Annotated in this window: 16 protein-coding genes; 3 read left to right on the plus strand and 13 right to left on the minus strand. The window is 63.6% G+C overall.

From position 1 onward, the window contains the following. Positions 1–60: 60 nt before the first annotated feature. Positions 61–867 (minus strand): fumarylacetoacetate hydrolase family protein, encoded by an 807-nt coding sequence (locus CXR25_RS12830; protein ID WP_009882606.1) that lies wholly within the window; start codon positions 865–867, stop codon positions 61–63. Between the two features lie 73 nt (positions 868–940). Here CXR25_RS12830 and CXR25_RS12835 point away from each other — a divergent pair, with 73 nt between their 5' ends. From CXR25_RS12835 to CXR25_RS12845, 3 genes are all read left to right on the plus strand, one after another. Beyond that, the gene (locus CXR25_RS12835) at positions 941–3,649 is read left to right on the plus strand and encodes an ATP-dependent RNA helicase (RefSeq protein ID WP_096145876.1); all 2,709 of its coding nucleotides are present in this window, start codon (positions 941–943) and stop codon (positions 3,647–3,649) included. Beyond that, on the plus strand, positions 3,646–4,584 hold the full coding sequence (locus CXR25_RS12840; protein ID WP_083248776.1) for a 3-methyladenine DNA glycosylase: 939 nt from the start codon (positions 3,646–3,648) through the stop codon (positions 4,582–4,584). Before CXR25_RS12835 ends, CXR25_RS12840 begins: the two co-directional genes overlap by 4 nt. A gap of 111 nt (positions 4,585–4,695) precedes the next feature. Next, on the plus strand, positions 4,696–5,748 hold the full coding sequence (locus tag CXR25_RS12845) for a zinc-binding dehydrogenase (RefSeq protein WP_009882610.1): 1,053 nt from the start codon (positions 4,696–4,698) through the stop codon (positions 5,746–5,748). 9 nt (positions 5,749–5,757) lie between these two features. Here CXR25_RS12845 and CXR25_RS12850 read toward each other — a convergent pair whose 3' ends face one another. The 12 genes from CXR25_RS12850 to CXR25_RS12905 all read right to left on the minus strand — a co-directional run bounded on the left by CXR25_RS12850 (position 5,758) and on the right by CXR25_RS12905 (position 18,698). Next, positions 5,758–6,192 carry an HIT family protein gene (locus CXR25_RS12850; protein ID WP_009882611.1) on the minus strand — a complete coding sequence of 145 codons (435 nt, stop codon included), beginning with the start codon at positions 6,190–6,192 and terminating at the stop codon, positions 5,758–5,760. A gap of 7 nt (positions 6,193–6,199) precedes the next feature. Next, a complete protein-coding gene (locus CXR25_RS12855; RefSeq protein WP_009882612.1) occupies positions 6,200–6,778 on the minus strand; it encodes a maltokinase N-terminal cap-like domain-containing protein in 579 nt (192 codons plus the stop codon). A gap of 1 nt (position 6,779) precedes the next feature. Continuing rightward, positions 6,780–7,565 (minus strand): FAD-dependent thymidylate synthase, encoded by a 786-nt coding sequence (gene thyX / locus CXR25_RS12860; protein ID WP_009882613.1) that lies wholly within the window; start codon positions 7,563–7,565, stop codon positions 6,780–6,782. 86 nt (positions 7,566–7,651) lie between these two features. After that, positions 7,652–8,455, minus strand: coding sequence for a peptidase E (locus CXR25_RS12865; protein WP_096145878.1), 804 nt, complete (start codon positions 8,453–8,455; stop codon positions 7,652–7,654). Continuing rightward, complete coding sequence (locus tag CXR25_RS12870) at positions 8,416–8,910, minus strand: hypothetical protein (protein ID WP_035278533.1); 495 nt, start codon at positions 8,908–8,910, stop codon at positions 8,416–8,418. The genes CXR25_RS12865 and CXR25_RS12870 overlap by 40 nt, the downstream gene beginning before the upstream one ends. A 2-nt stretch (positions 8,911–8,912) precedes the next feature. Continuing rightward, on the minus strand, positions 8,913–10,001 hold the full coding sequence (locus CXR25_RS12875; protein ID WP_125178245.1) for a lipoate-protein ligase small subunit: 1,089 nt from the start codon (positions 9,999–10,001) through the stop codon (positions 8,913–8,915). A gap of 46 nt (positions 10,002–10,047) precedes the next feature. Next, positions 10,048–12,288 (minus strand): prolyl oligopeptidase family serine peptidase, encoded by a 2,241-nt coding sequence (locus CXR25_RS12880; protein WP_125240612.1) that lies wholly within the window; start codon positions 12,286–12,288, stop codon positions 10,048–10,050. Positions 12,289–12,352: 64 nt separating this feature from the next. After that, on the minus strand, positions 12,353–12,991 hold the full coding sequence (locus CXR25_RS12885; RefSeq protein WP_125240613.1) for a hypothetical protein: 639 nt from the start codon (positions 12,989–12,991) through the stop codon (positions 12,353–12,355). Between the two features lie 144 nt (positions 12,992–13,135). Further along, on the minus strand, positions 13,136–14,614 hold the full coding sequence (locus CXR25_RS12890) for an HNH endonuclease (protein ID WP_009882619.1): 1,479 nt from the start codon (positions 14,612–14,614) through the stop codon (positions 13,136–13,138). An 84-nt stretch (positions 14,615–14,698) separates the two neighbouring features. Further along, positions 14,699–16,168, minus strand: coding sequence for an MFS transporter (locus CXR25_RS12895; RefSeq protein ID WP_009882620.1), 1,470 nt, complete (start codon positions 16,166–16,168; stop codon positions 14,699–14,701). Positions 16,169–16,447: 279 nt separating this feature from the next. Continuing rightward, positions 16,448–17,539 (minus strand): branched-chain amino acid aminotransferase, encoded by a 1,092-nt coding sequence (locus tag CXR25_RS12900; RefSeq protein WP_009882622.1) that lies wholly within the window; start codon positions 17,537–17,539, stop codon positions 16,448–16,450. Positions 17,540–17,660: 121 nt separating this feature from the next. Beyond that, on the minus strand, positions 17,661–18,698 hold the full coding sequence (locus tag CXR25_RS12905) for a 3-isopropylmalate dehydrogenase (RefSeq protein WP_009882623.1): 1,038 nt from the start codon (positions 18,696–18,698) through the stop codon (positions 17,661–17,663). Between the last annotated feature and the right edge of the window lie 44 nt (positions 18,699–18,742).

Below are 18,742 nucleotides of genomic sequence, written 5' to 3' on the forward strand. Positions count from 1 at the left end.
GTAGTCCTTATGTCGTGTGGTGATGCTGCGAGTCTGTGGTGGTGCTGTGTGGTGCTGGTCTCAGGCGTCCATGACCATATTGGTGAGCACGCCGAGTCCCTCGATGGCGATGTCGACGCGGTTGCCTGACACGATCTGGCCCACGCCGGCTGGGGTGCCGGTGAGAATGACGTCACCGGGCAGCAGGGTGATGGTCTCGGACAGGTGTTCGATGAGGGTCGGGATGTCGAAGATGAAGTCGGCGGTGTTGCCGTCCTGCTTGAGCTCCCCGTCGACCCAGGAACGGATGGAGAGGTCGTCGACGTCGAGTTCGGTTTCGATCCACGGGCCCAGCGGGCAGGAAGTGTCGAAGCCCTTGGCTCGTGACCACTGCTTGTCAGACTTCTGGATGTCGCGCATGGTCACATCATTGCCGCCGGTGTAGCCGAGGACGTAGTCGAAGGCGTTCTCTGCCTTCACACCCTTGGCCACGCGACCGATGATGACGGCCAGTTCGGCTTCGTAGGACACGTATTCGCTGATGGAGGGCAGACGAATCGGATCGCCGGGACCGATGACCGCGGTGTTGGGTTTGAAGAAGGTCAGCGGACTGACGGGCACCTCGTTGCCGAGCTCGGCAGCATGGTCGGCGAAGTTGCGTCCCACGCCGATGACCTTCGAGCGCGGCAGGATCGGGCTGAGCAGACGAACATCGTCGAACTTCAGCCGCTCCCCCGTTGACTGGGCCGGAGCGAAGAAGGGGTCCTGGTCGAGAACGGCGAGACTGAGACCGGACGTGTCCCACGTGCCGTCCTCAATCTGCGGCACGTCGCCTTCGACGACTCCGTATTTGGGTTCATCCTGGTGCACAAATCTGGCAATACGCATGTCCCCCAGTCTAGTCAGTCGGCCGGGCCGCCGACACACGGGCTTTCTGCGCTGAGACTGAGACACTTGGGACATGCCCGATTCCCCACACTTCGACCTGCACGCCATCGCCGAGGGTCTGCCCGCTGCTGCGCTCATCGACCAGCTGGCGAGCGCGGCTGTCGGCAGATTCCCCCGCCTGGTCGTCGAGGCCCCGCCCGGAACCGGCAAGACCACACTGGTACCGCCGCTCATTGCCGAACACCTTCATGATCCAGGGGACATGCCGGGGCGAATCATCGTCACCCAGCCACGGCGCATGGCTGCCCGGGCCGGCGCCAGGCGGCTGGCGACGCTGACGGGGACCCGCCTCGGCGAGGACATCGGGTTCACGGTTCGCGGAGAGTCGCGGACCTCTGCGCGCACGCGGATCGAGTTCGTGACCACTGGAGTGTTGCTGGCTCGGCTGCTGCGCGATCCCGAGCTGGCAGGTGTCTCGGCGGTCATCCTCGATGAGGTGCACGAACGTCACCTCGACACCGACCTGACCTTCGCGTTGTGCCGGGAGCTCGTCGATCTGCGTGAGGACCTTGGCCTCATCGTCATGTCGGCGACCCTGGACGCCACGCTATGGGCACGACGTTTGGGAGCAGGTGACAATGCCGGTGGGGCCGAGTCTCCGGCCACGTTGCTGTCGGTATCCGCCCAGGTCCATCCCCTCGAGGTCAGGTGGGCACCCGCGAAGCAGCGGCCTCTGGACGCACGCGGAGTGACCTGGGACTTCCTCGATCATGTGGCCCGCACAACCGTCGATGCTCTCTCAACGCACACGAGTGGGGACGTGCTCGTCTTCGCTCCCGGTGCCCGGGAGGTCGAGGAGATCGCCTCGCGCATCGCGCGGTCCCTTCCAGCCACACCGGCGACCGAGGTTCACACCCTGCTCGGGCGCACCCCTGCCAAGGAGCAGGATGCGATATTGAAACCGCAGGCCGCCGAGGTTGGCCGACGTCGCGTAATCGTCTCGACCTCGGTCGCGGAGTCGGCTCTCACGGTTCCCGGGGTGAGCATCGTCGTCGATTCGGGGCTGGCTAGGGGTCCCCGGTTGGATACGCGGCGTGGAATGTCTGGTCTGGTCACCACCCGCGAGTCCAAGGCCTCGGGCACGCAGCGTGCCGGCCGTGCCTCGCGCTTGGGGCCTGGCACGGTCTATCGGTGCCTGTCCGAATCTGACTGGGCGAGCCTGCCCGAGCACACGCCGGCTGAGATTGCGACCTCCGACCTCACCTCGGCGGTGCTGACCCTTGCGGTGTGGGGTGGTGACACGGACCTGCTGCCGGATCCGATGCCGGAGGGCCCCTACCGCCTGGCCGTGGACAATCTCGTGGCGCTTGGGGCGCTCGAGGCCGCAGAACCAGTTCAGGGTGCAGGTCCGGATCAGGGTGCGGGGGCTGAGCGCGATGCAGGCGCCGAGGAGGCCTCGGTCACGGTCACCGAGCTGGGACGGGCCATCGCCCGGATTCCGGCCTCGGTGTGGTCAGCGCGAGGTCTCTTCGACGGAGCCGCGATGCTGTCCCCGGCGGCTGCGGCCGAGGCGATCGCTGTGATCGAATCCGAGCAGCGTGCCCCTGGTGCCGATCTTGTGGCCACCCTGCGCGAGCTGCGGCGCGGCAAGGACCGTCGGTTCGCTCAAGATGTGAAGCGCTTCGCCGGTTTGGCCGCGGAGTTCTCGAACCCGCAGGATGCAGCGGATCAGGGAACAGCGGATCAGGGTTCGGCCCGGGCAGGGTCACTGAGTCCCGATGACCTGGGCCTCGTCGTCGCCCTCGCCCACCCGATGCAGATCGGACGACTGCGCAGCTCCTCGGCCTCTGAGTACCTGCTGGCCTCGGGCACAGCGGCGACATTGCCGCGGAACTCCTCGCTGCAGGGAAGCCCGTGGTTGGCGATCTCCGATGTCGGCCTCTCTGGCGGGCGCGCTGTGATCAGGGCGGCTGTGGTCATCGACGAGGACACCGCGGAACTTGCGGGGGCCGGGCTGATGGCGACCGAGGAGACGGCGACGTTCGAGCAGGGCAAGGTCCGTGCGGTGCGCCGGACCCGCCTCGGCGGCATCGAACTCACTGCCACACCGATCAAGGCGAGTCCGGAATTGGCCCGCTCGGCGATCGCAGCTTCGGTGCGTCAGCGCGGAGCCAGAGAGATTCTGCGACCCAGTGAGGCGTTCGAGGAACTGCGCTCGCGGCTGGGGCTGCTGCACGCCGTCTATGGCACACCGTGGCCGGATGTGCGCTGGTCACAGCTGTCACAGACTCTGACCCAGTGGTGCCCGGCGGCCCTGGACCGGGTCGCCCGAGGAGCCGATCCGAGCAGGGTCGATCTTGTCTCTGCGCTGCGGACTCTCCTGCCCTGGCCGCAGGCGTCGCGCCTCGACGAGCTGGTGCCGGTCAGTGTCGAGGTGCCCAGCGGTTCCCGGGTTCGCCTCGACTATCCCGATCCCGACCGTGTGGACTCGGAATCCGATTCCGAACAGGGGCCTGTGCTCGCGGTCAAGCTCCAGGAGTGCTTCGGTTGGCAGACTGCTCCGAGCGTGTGTGAGGGTCGAGTCCCGGTGGTGGTCCACCTCCTCTCCCCTGCCCGCCGACCTCTGGCGGTCACCAGCGACCTCGCCTCCTTCTGGGCCAACGCGTATTCCCACGTCAGAGCCGAGAACCGCGGCCGTTATCCGAAGCATGCCTGGCCCCAGGATCCGCTGACGGCACCCCCGATGCGCGGGACCAAGCGGTCTGGGACAATGAAGAGGTGACTCTCGCCGCCTCCCTGACCGCTGATGGCACCGACATGCTCGGTGCTGCGATCAGCGCACCCACGTGGCGAACACTGCGCGATGAGCACGCATTGCAGATTGCGGAGAGGACCGATGCGCACCTCGCCCGCCGGCTCAGAGGCGAGAAGCACCCGGTCGAGGATTTCCTGTTCACCTACTATCCGTTCAAAGCGGGTCAGCTGGCCAAATGGAATCCCGGCCCCGGAGTGCGCCTCGAGTTGGACACCGAGGCCGACCGAACCTACTTCGACCGTCGCTGGTACACCACGAATCCTGCCGGCACGATCGCCGAGGTGGATGTCGAGTCTTGGCGCAGCGACCGTGGCGATGGTGCGAAGTTCATCGCCTCGCTGCTCCAGTCGACCCTGCGTCGGGAGGCGAACTTCGGATGCTTCGGCATTCACGAATGGGCGATGGTCTACAAACTCAGCGAAGAGCAGCGTCGTCATCAGCAGGTGCCGCTGCGGCTGAGCCATGAGGCCACCGATGCCGTCGTCGAAGGTCACCGGATCCAGTGCTCACATCACGACGCGTTTCGTTTCTTCACCGGGCCAGCCAGGCCACTGAACACTCTCCAGCCCACCCGCGAGTCCATGGTGGCCAACGAACAGCCGGGCTGTCTGCATGCGGGAATGGACCTGTACAAATGGGCGATGAAGATCGGGCCCATCGCCCCCTCCGACCTCGTCGTCGACTGCTTCGACCTGGCGCTGGACATCCGCACCCTCGACATGGAGGCCTCGCCCTATGACCTGCGCGGCTGGGGCTACGGTGTCGTCGCCATCGAAACCGCCGAGGGCAAGGCCGAATACATGGATCGCCAAAGAGCCTTCTCCGAACGGGCCCAGGCTCTGCGACAGCGACTGCTCGACTCCTTGGCCGCGGTTGGGGTCTACGCCAGAGAGTCCGACTGAAGGCAGAGCCGACAGATAGAGTGCCCGCCCCATTTGAGGCCGGGCACCAGCAAAGTGCACACAGTGTGGACCGCGGTGAGTCGCCCGCCCCTGCCTGCATAGTATTGCCGTGTGCGTGCAATCGTCTATGAAGAGTTCTCTGTCCTCCCCCAGCTGAGAGACATCGAGTCCCCCTCCACTCCCACCGCCGGTGTCGTCATCGACGTCGAGGCCACCGGCGTCTGCCGCAGCGATCATCACGCGTGGTCGGGCCACGACTCCACGATCTCCTTGCCCCATGTGCCCGGCCATGAGCTGGTCGGTCACATCGCCTCTGCGGGACCCGAGGTCACGGACTTCCGTGTTGGCCAGCGCGTGACCGTGCCCTTCGTGTGCGGCTGCGGGCGCTGCCGGTGGTGCCTGAGCGGCAATGCTCAGGTCTGCCCGAATCAGACTCAACCCGGCTTCACCCACTTCGGCTCCTGGGCGGACCAGGTGGTCATCCACAACGCCGATGCCAACCTCATCGCGGTCCCCGACGATCTGCCCGCCTCGGCGATGGTGGGACTCGGATGCCGATTCGCCACCGCATTCCACGGACTGAGGGTGCGAGCGAACCTCAACGCCGGTGAGACGGTCGCGGTCTTCGGCTGCGGCGGGGTCGGCCTGTCAGCGATCATGATCGCCCGGGCCATCGGCGCCCAGGTTGTCGCCGTCGATGTCAGTGATGCCGCACTCGAGCGAGCCCGACAGCATGGAGCGGCGCACACGGTCAACGCTTCCGGTAAGAGCCCGACCCAGCTGTCCGCCGAGGTGGTCGCACAGTTCTCGGAGGAGTGTCCCGATGGTGTGGCTGTCAGCGTGGATGCGCTGGGCCGTGAGGACACGATCGCTGCTGGGATCGCCTCGCTGGCGCCCTTGGGCCGTCATGTCCAGATCGGACTGCTGTCTGCTCCGCCGGTGATCGACGTAGGACGTGTCATCGGTCTCGAGCTCAGCGTCCTCGGCTCCCATGGGATGGCCGCGGCCGAGTACCCGGAGATGCTGGACCTCGTCGGCGACGGCAGACTCCGCCCGCAGGACCTGGTCACGAACGTCATCGGTCTTGAGGACGCTCCCGCGGCCATGGAGATGCTGGGCTCGAGCACCGGCTCGGGGATGACCATCATCGACCTGAGCCGGTAACGGGCCGAGTCAGCCCTCCTGCAGGGCTGAGCGCATCGAGGATGCCAGATCCTCGATCAGCTCAGCGTCACCACGCACACCCGGTTCGAACGGCAGCCGCAGCCGGTCCTTCGTCTTGTCCCGGTAGCGCGGGATGAGGTGCATGTGGAAGTGGAAGACCGTCTGCCAGGCATCCTCTCCACAGCAGTTGAGCAGGTTGACCCCGTCCGCGCCCCACGCGTCGAAGACGTGCTTGGCGATGCGCTGTGACTCGATGGCCACCTCGGCGAGGTCGGCGGACGGGATGTCGCGCAGATCGGTGCTGTGACGCTTGGGAACGACGAGCAGATGCCCGTCGGAGCCCGGCTGGATGTCCATGAATGCGTAGGTCGTCTCGGTCTCAGCAACCTTCGCACCCGGCACGTCACCTGCGACGATCCCGCAGAACAGGCAGTCCTGGCTCATCAGTGCATCACACCATCACGGCGAGCACGACCGGAGCTTCCTGACCCGCCCAGCGGCCCAGGAGCAGTCCCGCGTCGGATCCCTCAGCGGGAGAGTCGAGGTTGAGTTCATACAGCACCTGCACGTCTTCGGCACCGGCCAAGGGTCCCGTGCCCCAGGCATGAGCCACATCGGTGATCTCGTCGATTCGGTTGCCCTCGTCGTCGACGCGGTACTGCTTTGCCGAGGTTCCGGCGGTGGCGATCGCGTGGTCCAGTCGCTGCCGGAAGTGTGGGTCGCCCATTCCGTCATAAACCCAGCGCGTGCCGAGGATGGAGTGCTCCATGGTCGAGATCAGGTGCTTGTCGGCACCGGCCAGCTCAACACCACGGTAGGTCAGCGGCACCTGGAAGACACGGTCACCGGCGGCCACGATGTGGATCTCGGCGCCTACCTTGCCTTCCGGATCGTCGAAGCGGTAGGACGTGACCTTCTTCAAGGACTCCGGGGCCACATCGGCCTCGGCTGCCCATGACTGCTTGGACAGCCATGCGGAGATGACGTCGAGTTTTCCGGGGTTCAGTTCGGCGCTGTAGATGTCAGCCATGTCATGCCTTCCGGGTCCCGGGGATCCATTCCCCATCGACCACTTCATAGTCGGAGAAGATCGCTGGGGCCTCTTCGCGCATGGCCTCACCGATTTTGTTGAACACGAGACGGATCTCTTCCTCTGCTCCCTTGGCGGTGCGCATCTCGATGACGTGACGCAGGGAGCGCAGGTTCGCGGTGTAGACGATGCCGGTGGCCAGGCCCTCGGGTGCGAAGCGGCGCATGAAGGAGGTCATGTGCTTCTTGTGGGAGAACTTGGTGCTGGCTTCGTCGAGTTCGAAGTGCTCGGTCATCCACTTCTGGTGCTCTTCGAGGGTGTCGAGGACCTTGAGCGAGCGTTCCATGAGCTCCGAGTCCTCACGTGCCCATTCGGGGAACCAGAACGGAATGTCGGCCAGGCGCACGTAGCGCAGGGATTCCTGCGAGAACGCCGATCCTGCACGGTGACGGATGAGTTCGTGGGTGAGCACCCGTGAGACGTTGTGGAGGACGAAGGTGAAGTTCGCGTGTTCGAGCACCGATCCGTGCTGGGAGGCGATGACGTTGCCCAGGTACTGGGCCGAGTCGGTGCGCACGCGCGACACGTTCGGGTTCAGTCCCGGTTCCCACGAGCGGTAGCACATGCGTCCGGAGAACTCGAGCAGATCCTCGGCGTCGGGAGAATCGGCCTCTTCGACCCGGTCGGCCCAGGTAGTTCCGCCCACCTCGTCGAGGTATGTCCTCATCGATTCCCAGTCGATGCTGGGTTTTGCGAGCAGTTCTACGGATGGTTCGACCTGGCGCATGGCTCTCCTTGTGCAGGGTATGGCTTGATTGATTCCCAATCCTACAGATCAGATCGCCGAGGTGGTTCGACCGTCCGTGACGAATGTTAGGTCACGTCTCTGTCGAGCCGTGTTTCGCCTCGCTCGTCGACGATGTAGGCGTGTGCCTCGGATTTCTCCGCAATCACCGAGGTGGCTCTGAAGTTCTCGAAGACGACCGCAGCATGGTCATCGATGGCAAGCCCGGGCCCTGGAAGCTGGCCGGCCTCGATCCATGTTCGGAAGGTCTCGGCCCGGCCGGGTTCACCGTGATAGTGCGGGCAGGCGCTTCCGGGGATGAACCCGAGGCCGTCGCTGAGTGGAGCCAGGGGCCCGAACGAATCTGTCGACGAGGCCTCGAACCAGCAGTTGGCACCGGCACTGATTCCGGCCAGGATAGTGCCCCTTGACGCGGCGAGCGCCATGATGTCATCGACTCCGTGGTCACGCCACAGCGTCAGCAGGTTGGCGGTGGATCCGCCGCCGACGTAGATGAGGTCCATGTCCTGGAGCATCTTCGGGTCCTGGTAACCCCACGGGCTCTGTCCGAACAGTGAGAGCACGTGCGTTTCTGCCCGTCCGTCGAACGCGGCTTCGAAGCGGTGGATGTAATCGGGGTTGTCTCCTGAGGCGGTCGGGACGAAGCACACTCGGGGAAGCACCGAAGCTCCGCGACCACCTCGGCGGTGGTGAGCTTCTGTGCTGCGCTTGTCTCGAACGGTGGTCGCCAGCTCCAGGAGGTAGTCATCGATCGCTGATGTTCCGGATTCCGACATCGAGAACCCGCCACCACCGAGAGCGACGATCGTCGACTGGTTGAGGGCCGCATCCATCATCGTGTTGTGCGCCCCTGAGGTCGTCTGGCCTGCCATTGGTCTCGGGCTTTCCGTCTCGTTCGGCCAGCCTTCACCATTGCCACGACGGCGCCGACTCCGAAGAACAGGAAGCCGGTTGCGGCAACGATGAGCACCGCGATCTGGTTGCCGCTCACCCCGTAGGTCACCGCTGATATGAGCGTGAAGATGAACAGGAGCCCCATCCCGAGCCCCATCAGCAGCCCCACCCACAGTGTGAGCACGAACGTGGTCCGGGAATTGGGGTCCCTGCGCATCAGGATTCCGCCGAAGAGACAGGCACCGAAAAAGACCAGGCACACCAGCCCGATCAGGCGGAGAGCGCCGATGAACATACACAGCAGCGAGGCCGCCACGAACACGGACGAGACGATGATGAGTGTGGTTCCCTGCCGCCTCTCACGGCGTTGTGCTTCCGCGGCCAGGGCCAGTGCTTGGGCCTGCCACCAGGGGTTTTGATCACCTGAGGACATACTCACGGCACCCGGTGCGTCCACTTCTCGGTGCCGAACTTCTCATCAACCAAAGCCTGCGCCTTGTCCAGTTCGTCGGCAGTGAAGGTGTCGAAGTTTGCCCCATAACGGTCAGCAAAGGTGTTGGCCATGACGTCGATGATGTCCTTGCGGGCCTCACCGGTCTGGCTGCGGAGGGGGTCGACGCGCTTCTTGGCGCTCGAGACTCCCTTGTCGGAGATCTTCGCCTCGCCGATGCGCAGGACTTTGACCATCTTGTCGGCGTCGATGTCATAGCTCATGGTCGCGTGGTGGAGCAGGGTGCCATCACGCAGTCTCTTCTGTGCCGCTCCGCCGATCTTGCCGCCGGTTGAGGAGATGTCGTTGATCGGTTTGTAGAAGGCTTCGACGCCGAGGCTCTTCAGTGCGGCTAGCACCCATTGGTCGAGGAAGACATAGGATTCCTCGTAGTCGAGGCCGGCGACCAGTGAGGGCGGCACGAACATCGAATAGGTGATGCAGTTCCCGCCTTCCATGAACATCGCTCCCCCACCGGAGATGCGGCGCACAACCTGCACGCCGTACTTCTCGACGCCTTCTGGGCGGAGTTCGTTGACATAGGACTGGAAGGCTCCGATGACGGTGGCGGTGTCGTCCCATTCCCAGAATCGCAGCGTGGGTTTGCGACGTCCCGCCGCAACCTCCTCCAACAACACCTGATCGAGGGCGACATTGACCTGTGTGGGCAGCACCTGACCGCGGATGACCTGCCAGTCGAAGTCGGTGAAGTTCGCAGCCGACCCCAGAGCACGGCGGACGACTGTCGCAATGTCGGAGGTGGAGAATCCGTGCATCGCCAGTTCGGAGCCGTAGCCGGCGAGCGCCGCGTCGAGTCGTTGCCGCAGGTTCGCGTTGTCGGCGGTGACGCTGGCGCCCACAAGCGCGGGGGCGAGATCGAAGTAGGCCTCTTCGGGTTCGAGGAAGAAGTCACCGGAGATCTTGAGCTCGGTGATGGTCTTCCCGTCGGTCTCCACATCGGCGACCACGAGCTTCCCTCCGATGACCTTGTACTCGGCGTGAAAACGCTGGGGTTCGTGCAAGTCGTTCGTCATGATTCCAAACCTACTCTCGAGCTCGACTGCAAAGCTATGAACTTGCTCACTCGCCGGTCAGTGAGTTCCACAGGAACCGGTAGCTCAGGGCCCGGGTGAAGGCCGCCTGCTTGTTGTCCGATGCCGCCGAGTGTCCGCCTTCGGTGTCTTCGAAGAACCACACATCAGCGATGCCGCGATCCTGCATTCGGGCAGCCATCTTGCGTGCCTGGACTGGTCCCACACGATCATCAGACGTCGCTGTCCAGAACAGCACCGGCGGATAGTCCGTGCCGTCTTCGAGCAGATGGTAGGGCGAGAACTTCTGGATGAACGCCCAGTCCTCGGCCACATCTGGGTCACCGTATTCGGCCTTCCACGAATAGCCCGCGCTCAGTTTGGTGTAGCGGCGCATGTCCAGAAGAGGCACTCCGCACGAAATCGCACCGAAGAGCTCGGGATACTGGGTGAGCATGTTCCCCACCAGCAGTCCTCCGTTCGATCCGCCGGCGCAGGCCAAGCTCGACGGACTCGTCACTCCCCGATCGATGAGGTCTCGGGCAACCGCGGCGTAGTCCTCGTAGGCCCGCATCCGGTTCTCCCGCATCGCCGAGGTGTGCCACCCTGGCCCGTATTCCCCGCCGCCGCGGATGTTGGCGAGGACGTAGACCCCGCGTCGTTTTGCTGGAAGCGAGGCCTCGGTTCCTGTCGTGCGCTCCAACCAGCCGATGCCCATGACCGGGGAGTAGACCGGTGTTCGGCTGACTTCGAAACCGCCGTATCCGTCCAGCAGGGTCGGATTCTTCCCATCGAGTTCCAGGCCGCTGTCGCCGATCTGGAAGTAGGGAATCTTCGTTCCATCGTCGCTGGTGGCGAAGTGCTGTTCGACGCGGAACCCTTCGCCGGGAAACAAGGCTGGTGCCGACTTGATGACTTCTGGAGTGACGGAGCTGCTGGAGTTCTCGGTCTCGCCGGAAGACCCCAGGCTCCCGTACGACAGGGTTGTTGGGGTGAGGAAGCCCGTGCTCACCAGCCAATAGTCGTTTGCGGTCGCGTCATCATGTTTGTCGACGGCTCCGAGCCCGACCATGTGATTGGCTGGGACCCCGGGCAGTCGGGACGAGGAGAAGTTGTCGTTCGGGTCAAGCACGACCAGCTGCGACTGCACGTCTCTCAGCAGCTCGAGGACGAGGTAGTCCCGTGTCCATGTCCACGACTGCAGGGCGGTGTGCTCATCTGGGGTGAAGATGACGGTTGGGGAGATTCTCCCGGCCTTCACTTCGGCGATATCGGCAACAGCCAGACCTCCGGCCGCGACTGTGAGACCCTCATGATCCCACTGAGACTGGGGACGGAAGAGAACGAAATCTCGTTCGAACCCGACCTCCACATCGGTCGGGACATCCACGACGCTCAGCTTGTTCTCCCACGCCGAGGCGGTGGTTGAGATCGACCCGGGTTCGTCCCTGACATCGTCGAGGTCGATGAAGCTCATCCGCGTGTTGAAGAAGTCGATCGCGTCGATGGCGAACGCCCGGTCGGTGGAATCAGGATCTGCTGCTCCCACGTCGCTGCCGACGAAGATTGCGACATGGTCACGAGGCACCTCGGCGACGATCGGGGCATCTGCGATGGCCTGCCCACGTGTGAGAACTCGAGCCTGACGCGGATAGGACGAGGTGGTGAGAGAGTCCTCGCCGGTATCGGTAGCGACGATGATCGTGTCGTCGTCGAGCCAGGCGAAGCGAGTCTTCGCCGAGGGCAGGTCGAAGCCTCCGGCGACGAAGGACTTGGTCACCAGATCGAATTCGCGCACCCGGTGGGCGTCGCCACCATCGGGAGACAAAGAGACGAGCGCACGAGCGTTGTCCGAACGACGCACCGAGGCTCCGGCCCACACCCAGGGTGTGTCCTCTGCGATGCCGAGTGCGTCGATATCGATGAGAACTTCCCATTCCGGGGACTCGGAGACATAGCTGTCCCAGGTGGTCTGTCGCCACACGCCCTTGGGATTCGTGGAGTCGCGCCAGAAGTTGAAGTAGTGATCGCCGCGTTTGGCCACCATCGGGATCTTGCCCTCAGAGTCCAAAGCGGTCTGAATATCACCGGCGATGGAGTCGAAGAGATCATCATGGAAGCGGGCGAGGGTGGTCGTGTTCTGTTCCTTCACCCACGCGATCTGGTCCTCCCCGTGGATGTCTTCGAGCCACAGGTTCTCATCGTGGGGCATCGGGGCAGCATCATGCGGCTGGGTTGCCGCGGTGGAGTTCTCGTTCGTCTGGTCATCTGCCGAAGCTTCTGTGCGCATGCCACCATCCTAGTGATCGTTGAGCGCCGCCGAGCTCGGGTGCCTGCACAGCAGGCGGTTCGGCTCAGACCGGTGGTCGGAACATGATCAGTCCCGGCTGACCGTTGGGTGCTTCGGGTCCGTGGCCGAGGTCGAAGAACTCGAGGCTTTCGTAGAGTCGGCGGGCAGGGCTGTCGATGTCGGTGGTCTGGAGCCAGCAGCTGTATCCGCTGATGCCGGCCAACCATGCCTGCAGAGTGGCTCGACCGAGTCCGGACTGATGCAGATGAGGGTCACGTGCCAACAGGTTGAGCGCAAACGACCATTCGATTGTCGCGGCGGCGTCCCCGAGGGTGGAACGGAGTTCATGCGCCCATTCGTGGTCCTGTTCGGCCCAGGACCAGAAATGACCGTAGGCGATTGATCTCAGGCGTCCCTCGGAATGTGTTGCTGCGACTAGAACCTGGCCGTTTCGGACCGAGAGATCGTAAAGGCTGCCGAACAGTGCGGCATGCTTCGGATCTTCGTTGAGGGGCGGCTCGGCTGCGGCAGCAGCGTAGAGTTCCTCGACCTCAGACGAAGGCGGGAGCACCCCTGGGATTCCGGCTGCCGAGCCTACGGGTTCCCAGCTCTGGCCCAGTCCGCCTGGTACGCCCCACACGAGCTCAACGTCGAGCTCTGCGGGTGAGGTTCCGAGCACTTCACACTCGGCATGATCATCCATGCTCCCCACCCTAACGACGTCGGCAGTCGATCAGTTGAATTCAGGGAGAATTCTCTCCACTGGGTTGAGCAGCTGGCGCCTGAGTCTGGCACCCGGTTCTGGTGTCTAGCTCAGGCGGCTGGCTCCGAAGACTGGCTGAGGACGTCATGCCGTGGAGGCGTAATCGGCGACCTGTCGCCCGAGGCACACTTCCACTGTGCTCGGGGGCTCCTCATAATGCTCCCAAACATCGACGTTCAGCGATTCAAACGGTTCTACAAGTCTCGGCGCTTTCACTTTTCGCAACGGTGGGATTCTCACAGAGAAGAGATTCGGCTCGCTGACCGGATCGGGGGCCTGTTCATCTGCGAGCTTGGAACGCGGACGTTCTCGAGAGTTCGCGTCGGGTTTTCCAATCGGTCGGGTACCGATCCGGTAGCGATGTCCGGTGGGAGTTCGTACGACCAGTTCTTCTGCCGTGGCCTCGTGCCGCCATCCCGGCACCTCTTTGAGGAAGTTGCAGGCTGCGCAGAGACCTGAGGCGTTGTCCCAGTCGGTCCCTCCGCCGGCGGCATATGACTGTGCGTGGTCGGCATGTTTGATCTTGGCATCGCACCACGGTGAGCGGCAGACATCATCGCGGATGACCACCATGCGCCGAAGCAGACCGGAGAACTCACGCCGCTTCGAATCCATCCGGACCAGTTGACCGTCGGATGGTCGCGTATACAGCCGGCGGATGAAAGTCGCGGCTTCGTTGTCGGCGATGAAATCGCGTGCTGTCTTCGCGGGGATCGGGCCGAAGCCGGGAAACCATGCCGGGGTGTCGCCTGGGGAGAAGAGGCTGCTCTCATTCATCACGACGTGAACTTCGATGGGAATGGCCTCAGCGTTATCTTGCCCTGTGATTCTCTCGACCAGGAGATCGGCCATGATCTGGCTCTGAGATCTTCCTTCGGCCTGTCCTATTCCCACGATCGACTGCGCGGACTTCGCCAGGTTGGTATACGCCGCCACTGCCTGCGGCAGGGGCAGGAGCGCCGTCAGATACGCCATGTTTCCTGGTGCTGGGCGCACGCTGACGGCACGCTCTTCCATGCATCTGTCGAGGTGCTCGACGGCAGCCTTCTGGTCGAGTTGCTGGGCAAGAGCTCGGACTTCATTGCCCAATCGACCGACGCCGACCTCGGAGAGACGATCGGACATCCGCTCATCGACTTGGTGTCTTTTGTCCCTGGGGAGCCAGTCGGTTTCCTTCGCGACGACGCGTGCTTTCTCTTCCGAAATGTTGCCGCTCTTCAACGAGGCATAGGTTTTGGGCAGGTCCATCAGCAGCGACCGAGAGAAGCCGAGCAGTTTGCTTCCACGGGCTCGAGACACCTTCCGCGCCAGTCCGATCTCGGCGCCCAGGCCTCTGCCCTGCTTGCGACTCGGCACTCCTTCTTCGGCTTCACGATTCCGACGATGCATGTCGAAGGTCAGGGTTTCTCTGGCCTGCGCTGCCGCGCTCACGGACACCAGTTCTTCCAGGGCAGTGATCCGATCGATCGCTTCATGCTCGGTCCGTGCCGGAGGCAGATCAGACAGCTTCTCGCGCCACCGATGAATCTCGGCGATCACATCTGAAACTGGTTCTGCATCCATAGGAACACGTTAGCGGTCGCCCCTGACACGAGAATTTCGTCGTGCATCATCCCAAGTCAAAGGTGGAATCGAGCGATGGGAGCCTCAGCCGAGCGCTTCGCCTGTGGTCTCTCGTGCGAGCAGAGCCATCAGCACCACTGCCACAACCACGAGCAGACCGGTGAGGATGAACGTCAGCGTCAGGCCGAGCACCGGCCACATGAACGCACCGAAGACCAGGGGTGCGATGCCGGTCGCGATTCGCGACGCCGCCGATGCCCAACCGAATCCCGATCCTCGCAGACGAGTCGGGTAGAGCTCCGAGACATAGGTGTAGAGGGTGGGAATCGCGATCTGCACAACGAAACCGAACCCGATGATGCTGGCCTTGGCGGCAAATGTCAGCTCCGAACCGGAAGCCTCGATGAACACTGCAGCAACGACGAGCAGGAGCGCGGAGACAATCGACGTGGTGCCGAGCACCCACTTCCGACCGACCCGTTCGACGATCAGTGCCGAGACGATTACACCGAGGATTCCCACCGCGGTCATCGAACCGGTGACCATGAATGCCGACTGGTCCCCCATGCCCTGCTTCTTCAGGATCCCCGGCAACCATGTCAGTGCCGCGTAGTAGACCAGGAGAACGGAGACGAACAGGGACCACGAGACGAGAGTCGTCTTGGCCGAGTACTGCCATAGCTGCACCAGCTGGCCGGTGGCAGCGCGTAGCTGTGCATTGACGTTGGTGACCTTGCCGGGCTGGGACGGCGCATTCGAAGTTGCCTGGGACGCGGCTCCGGCCGTCGTCGCGGTCGCACCTTCGGCCGCAGTCGCACCTTCGGCCGTCTTGGGGACCTCATGGGTCCAGGTCGTCACCTCGGCGCCGGTGCGCTCAACGAGCCGAGCGATGATCGCATCGGCCTCTTTGTAGCGCCCGACAGAGGCAAGGTAGAGCGGCGATTCGGGAATTCCGAAACGAACGGCAACGGTCAGCAGCGCGGGCACGATCATGACGAGCATGATCAGGCGCCAATCCCCCACGCCCAGCAGCCATGCGGAGACGAAGGCGCACAGTGAAGCGCCGATGGGCCACCACCCGTCCATCGCGGTGAGGACTCGGCCCCGGTGCTTCTTGGGGGTGAATTCACCGACAAGGGCATAGTCGACCGGAATACAACCACCAAGCCCGAATCCGGCAAGGAATCGGAAGAGAATGAACCAACCGAACGCCGGAGAGAATGCTCCCGCGACGGTGAAAATTGAGAACACCAGCAGAGTGAGGGTGAATGCCTTCTTCCTGCCGATCACATCGGCGATGCCGCCCCAGATGAAGGCGCCCAGGGCCATGCCGATGAGGTTGGCAGTGGCGATCCAGGCGGCTTGGCCGACGCTCAGGCTCCAGTAGTCGCTGAGCAGCGGGATGAGGAACCCATTGAGGGCGACGTCCCAAGCGTCGAACATGAACCCCAAGCCGCCGATGATGAAGATGGCACCTTGGGTTCTCCATCGCCAGGGAAGGTTGGCGACGACTTCGGAAGCGGTCGGCGTTGTCGCCGAGGTTGCAGTAGACACGAGGCCACAATACCTCTTTAACTCATTTGTGAGTAAAATTGCCCGCGACCCGTCTGAACACTCCAAGCCGCCCGATGGAACACGTCTAGATGGAGTACGCCTATTGGACCAGGCAGGCCGAGCCCCAGGTCGAAACTCCAGAGACTGTCATGGCACATGCCTGAGACTGTCATGGCACACGAAGAGGGTCGGGTGCCGCGATCGAAATCGCAGCATCCGACCCTCTCAACGCGGGACGTTCTGAGCCGACCTGCCTGAGCAGCGCCTAAACCCCAGGCCTCAGGCCAGGCGAACCATCCAGTTGTTCTTGTCCTCGGTCCGACCGTACTGGATGTCGAGCAGCGTCTTGCGGAACTCCATGGTCTTCGCGCCCGGTTCGGTGCCGTGATCGATGGTGAAGTCATTGCTGACGACCCGACCGATCGGTGTGACGACCGCGGCGGTGCCACAGGCGAAGGCCTCGACGATGTCGCCGTTGGCAGCACCCTCGCGCCATTCGTCGATGGTGACCTTGCGCTCTTCGGGCTCGAGACCCAGCTGCGGGGCGAGGTCGAGCAGCGAACGGCGGGTCACACCGTCGAGGATCGAATCGCCGAGTTCCGGAGTGACCAGACGGCCGTCCTTGGTCACGAGCATGAGGTTCATGCCGCCGAGCTCGTCGATGTACTTGCCCTCTGCAGCGTCGGTGAACAGCACCTGCTGACACCCCTGAGCTGCGGCTTCGTACTGCGCGGCCAGTGAGCTGGCGTAGTTTCCGCCGCACTTGGCGAATCCGGTGCCGCCGGCACCTGCACGGTTGAAGTTCTGCGACAGCCAGATCGAGACGGGCTCGATGCCGCCGGAGAAGTAGGGCCCGGCCGGGCAGGAGATGACGTAGTAGTCCACTTCATGACTGGAGCGCACACCGAGGAAACGTTCGGTGGCGATCATGAACGGACGCAGGTAGAGGCTCGACTCGTCGGCCTCGGACTCGGGAGTCGGGACCCACTGCTGGTCGAGGGTGACCAGGGCCTTGAGCGACTCGATGAAGTCCTCTTCCGGCAGCTGCGGCAGTGCGAGCCGTTCGGCGGACTTGTTGATGCGAGCGGCATTCCGATCAGGACGGAAGGTCCAGACCGAACCGTCAGCGTGACGGTAGGCCTTGAGACCTTCGAAGATCTCCTGTGCGTAGTGGAACACGGCCGCCGCAGGATCGAGCTGCAACGGCGCGTATGGCTGCACCTGGTGTGCGTGCCAGCCATCGTCCAGGGTGTAGCGGACGTGCGCCATGTGGTCGGTGAAGTACAACCCGAATCCGGGGTCCTTCTTGATGTTCTCGCGCACCAGCTCGGGTTGCGGCTGGATGTTTTTGAGAACGGCAAACTTAGTCATAAGAACTCTTTTCTCATTTGTGATGAGTGACACTGTCAGGGTAGTCCATCACCCCGGTGCGCGTCGCACCGGGGTGATGATGATTCAGGCCGCAGCAGCGGGGTGAAACCAGACGGGAAGCTCAGCCCAGGCGAGCCGCGATCGCGTCGCCCACCTCGGCGGTGGAGCGCTTGGTTCCGTCCCGATCGGCCAGATCGGCTTCGACAGCTGTCTCGATCGACTTTGCGACGACGTCGAGGCCGAGGTGTGAAGCCATGAGCGCACCGGAGAGGATCGACGCGGTCGGGTCGGCGATCTGCTGCCCGGCGATGTCCGGCGCGGAGCCGTGGATCGGTTCGAACAGGCTCGGTGCCGTGCCTTCGACATTGAGATTGCCCGAGGCGGCCAGGCCGATGCCGCCGGTGACCGCGGCTGCGAGGTCGGTGAGGATGTCACCGAAGAGGTTGTCGGTGACGATCACGTCGTAGCGCGAGGGGTCGGTGACCATGTAGATCGTGCACGCATCGGTGTGTTCGTAGTTGAACGTCACCTCGGGGAATTCGGCGCCGACCTTCTCGACGACGCGACGCCACAGGTGACCGGCGTGGACCATGACGTTGTGCTTGTGCACGTAGGTGAGCTTCTTGTTTCGGGCCTGCGCACGCTCGAAGGCGTCGCGGACTGCCCGCTCCACGCCGTACCAGGTGTTGACCGAAACCTCGGTGGCGACCTCGTAGGGGGTGTCCGTGCGGACGGAGCCGCCCATGCCGGTGTATGACCCTTCGGTGCCCTCACGGACCACGACGAAGTCGATCTCACCCGGGTTCGCCAGCGGGCTGGTGACACCGGAGAAGAGCTTCGAGGGGCGCAGGTTGACTGCGTGGCTGAGACCGAAGCGCATCTTGAGGATCACACCGCGCTCGAGCACGCCCGAGGGCACGCTCGGATCGCCGCAGGCGCCGAAGAAGATGGCATCGTGCTTGCGCAGCGATTCCAGTTCGTCGTCGGTGATCGTCTCGCCGGTCTCGTGCCAGCGGCTGGCGCCGACATCGTAGTCTGTGAGATCGAGTTCGACCGGCTCTCCGGACACCTCGATCGCACGCTTGAGCACCTTGAGACCTTCGGGGACGACCTCGTTGCCGATTCCGTCGCCGGGCATGACCGCAATTGAAAACTTCATGGTTTCAGAGTAGAACTCATCTCACCATGCAACTAGGTCGTCCT

It is taken from the genome of Brevibacterium aurantiacum (assembly GCF_003932995.1).
Lineage (GTDB): Bacteria > Actinomycetota > Actinomycetes > Actinomycetales > Brevibacteriaceae > Brevibacterium > Brevibacterium aurantiacum.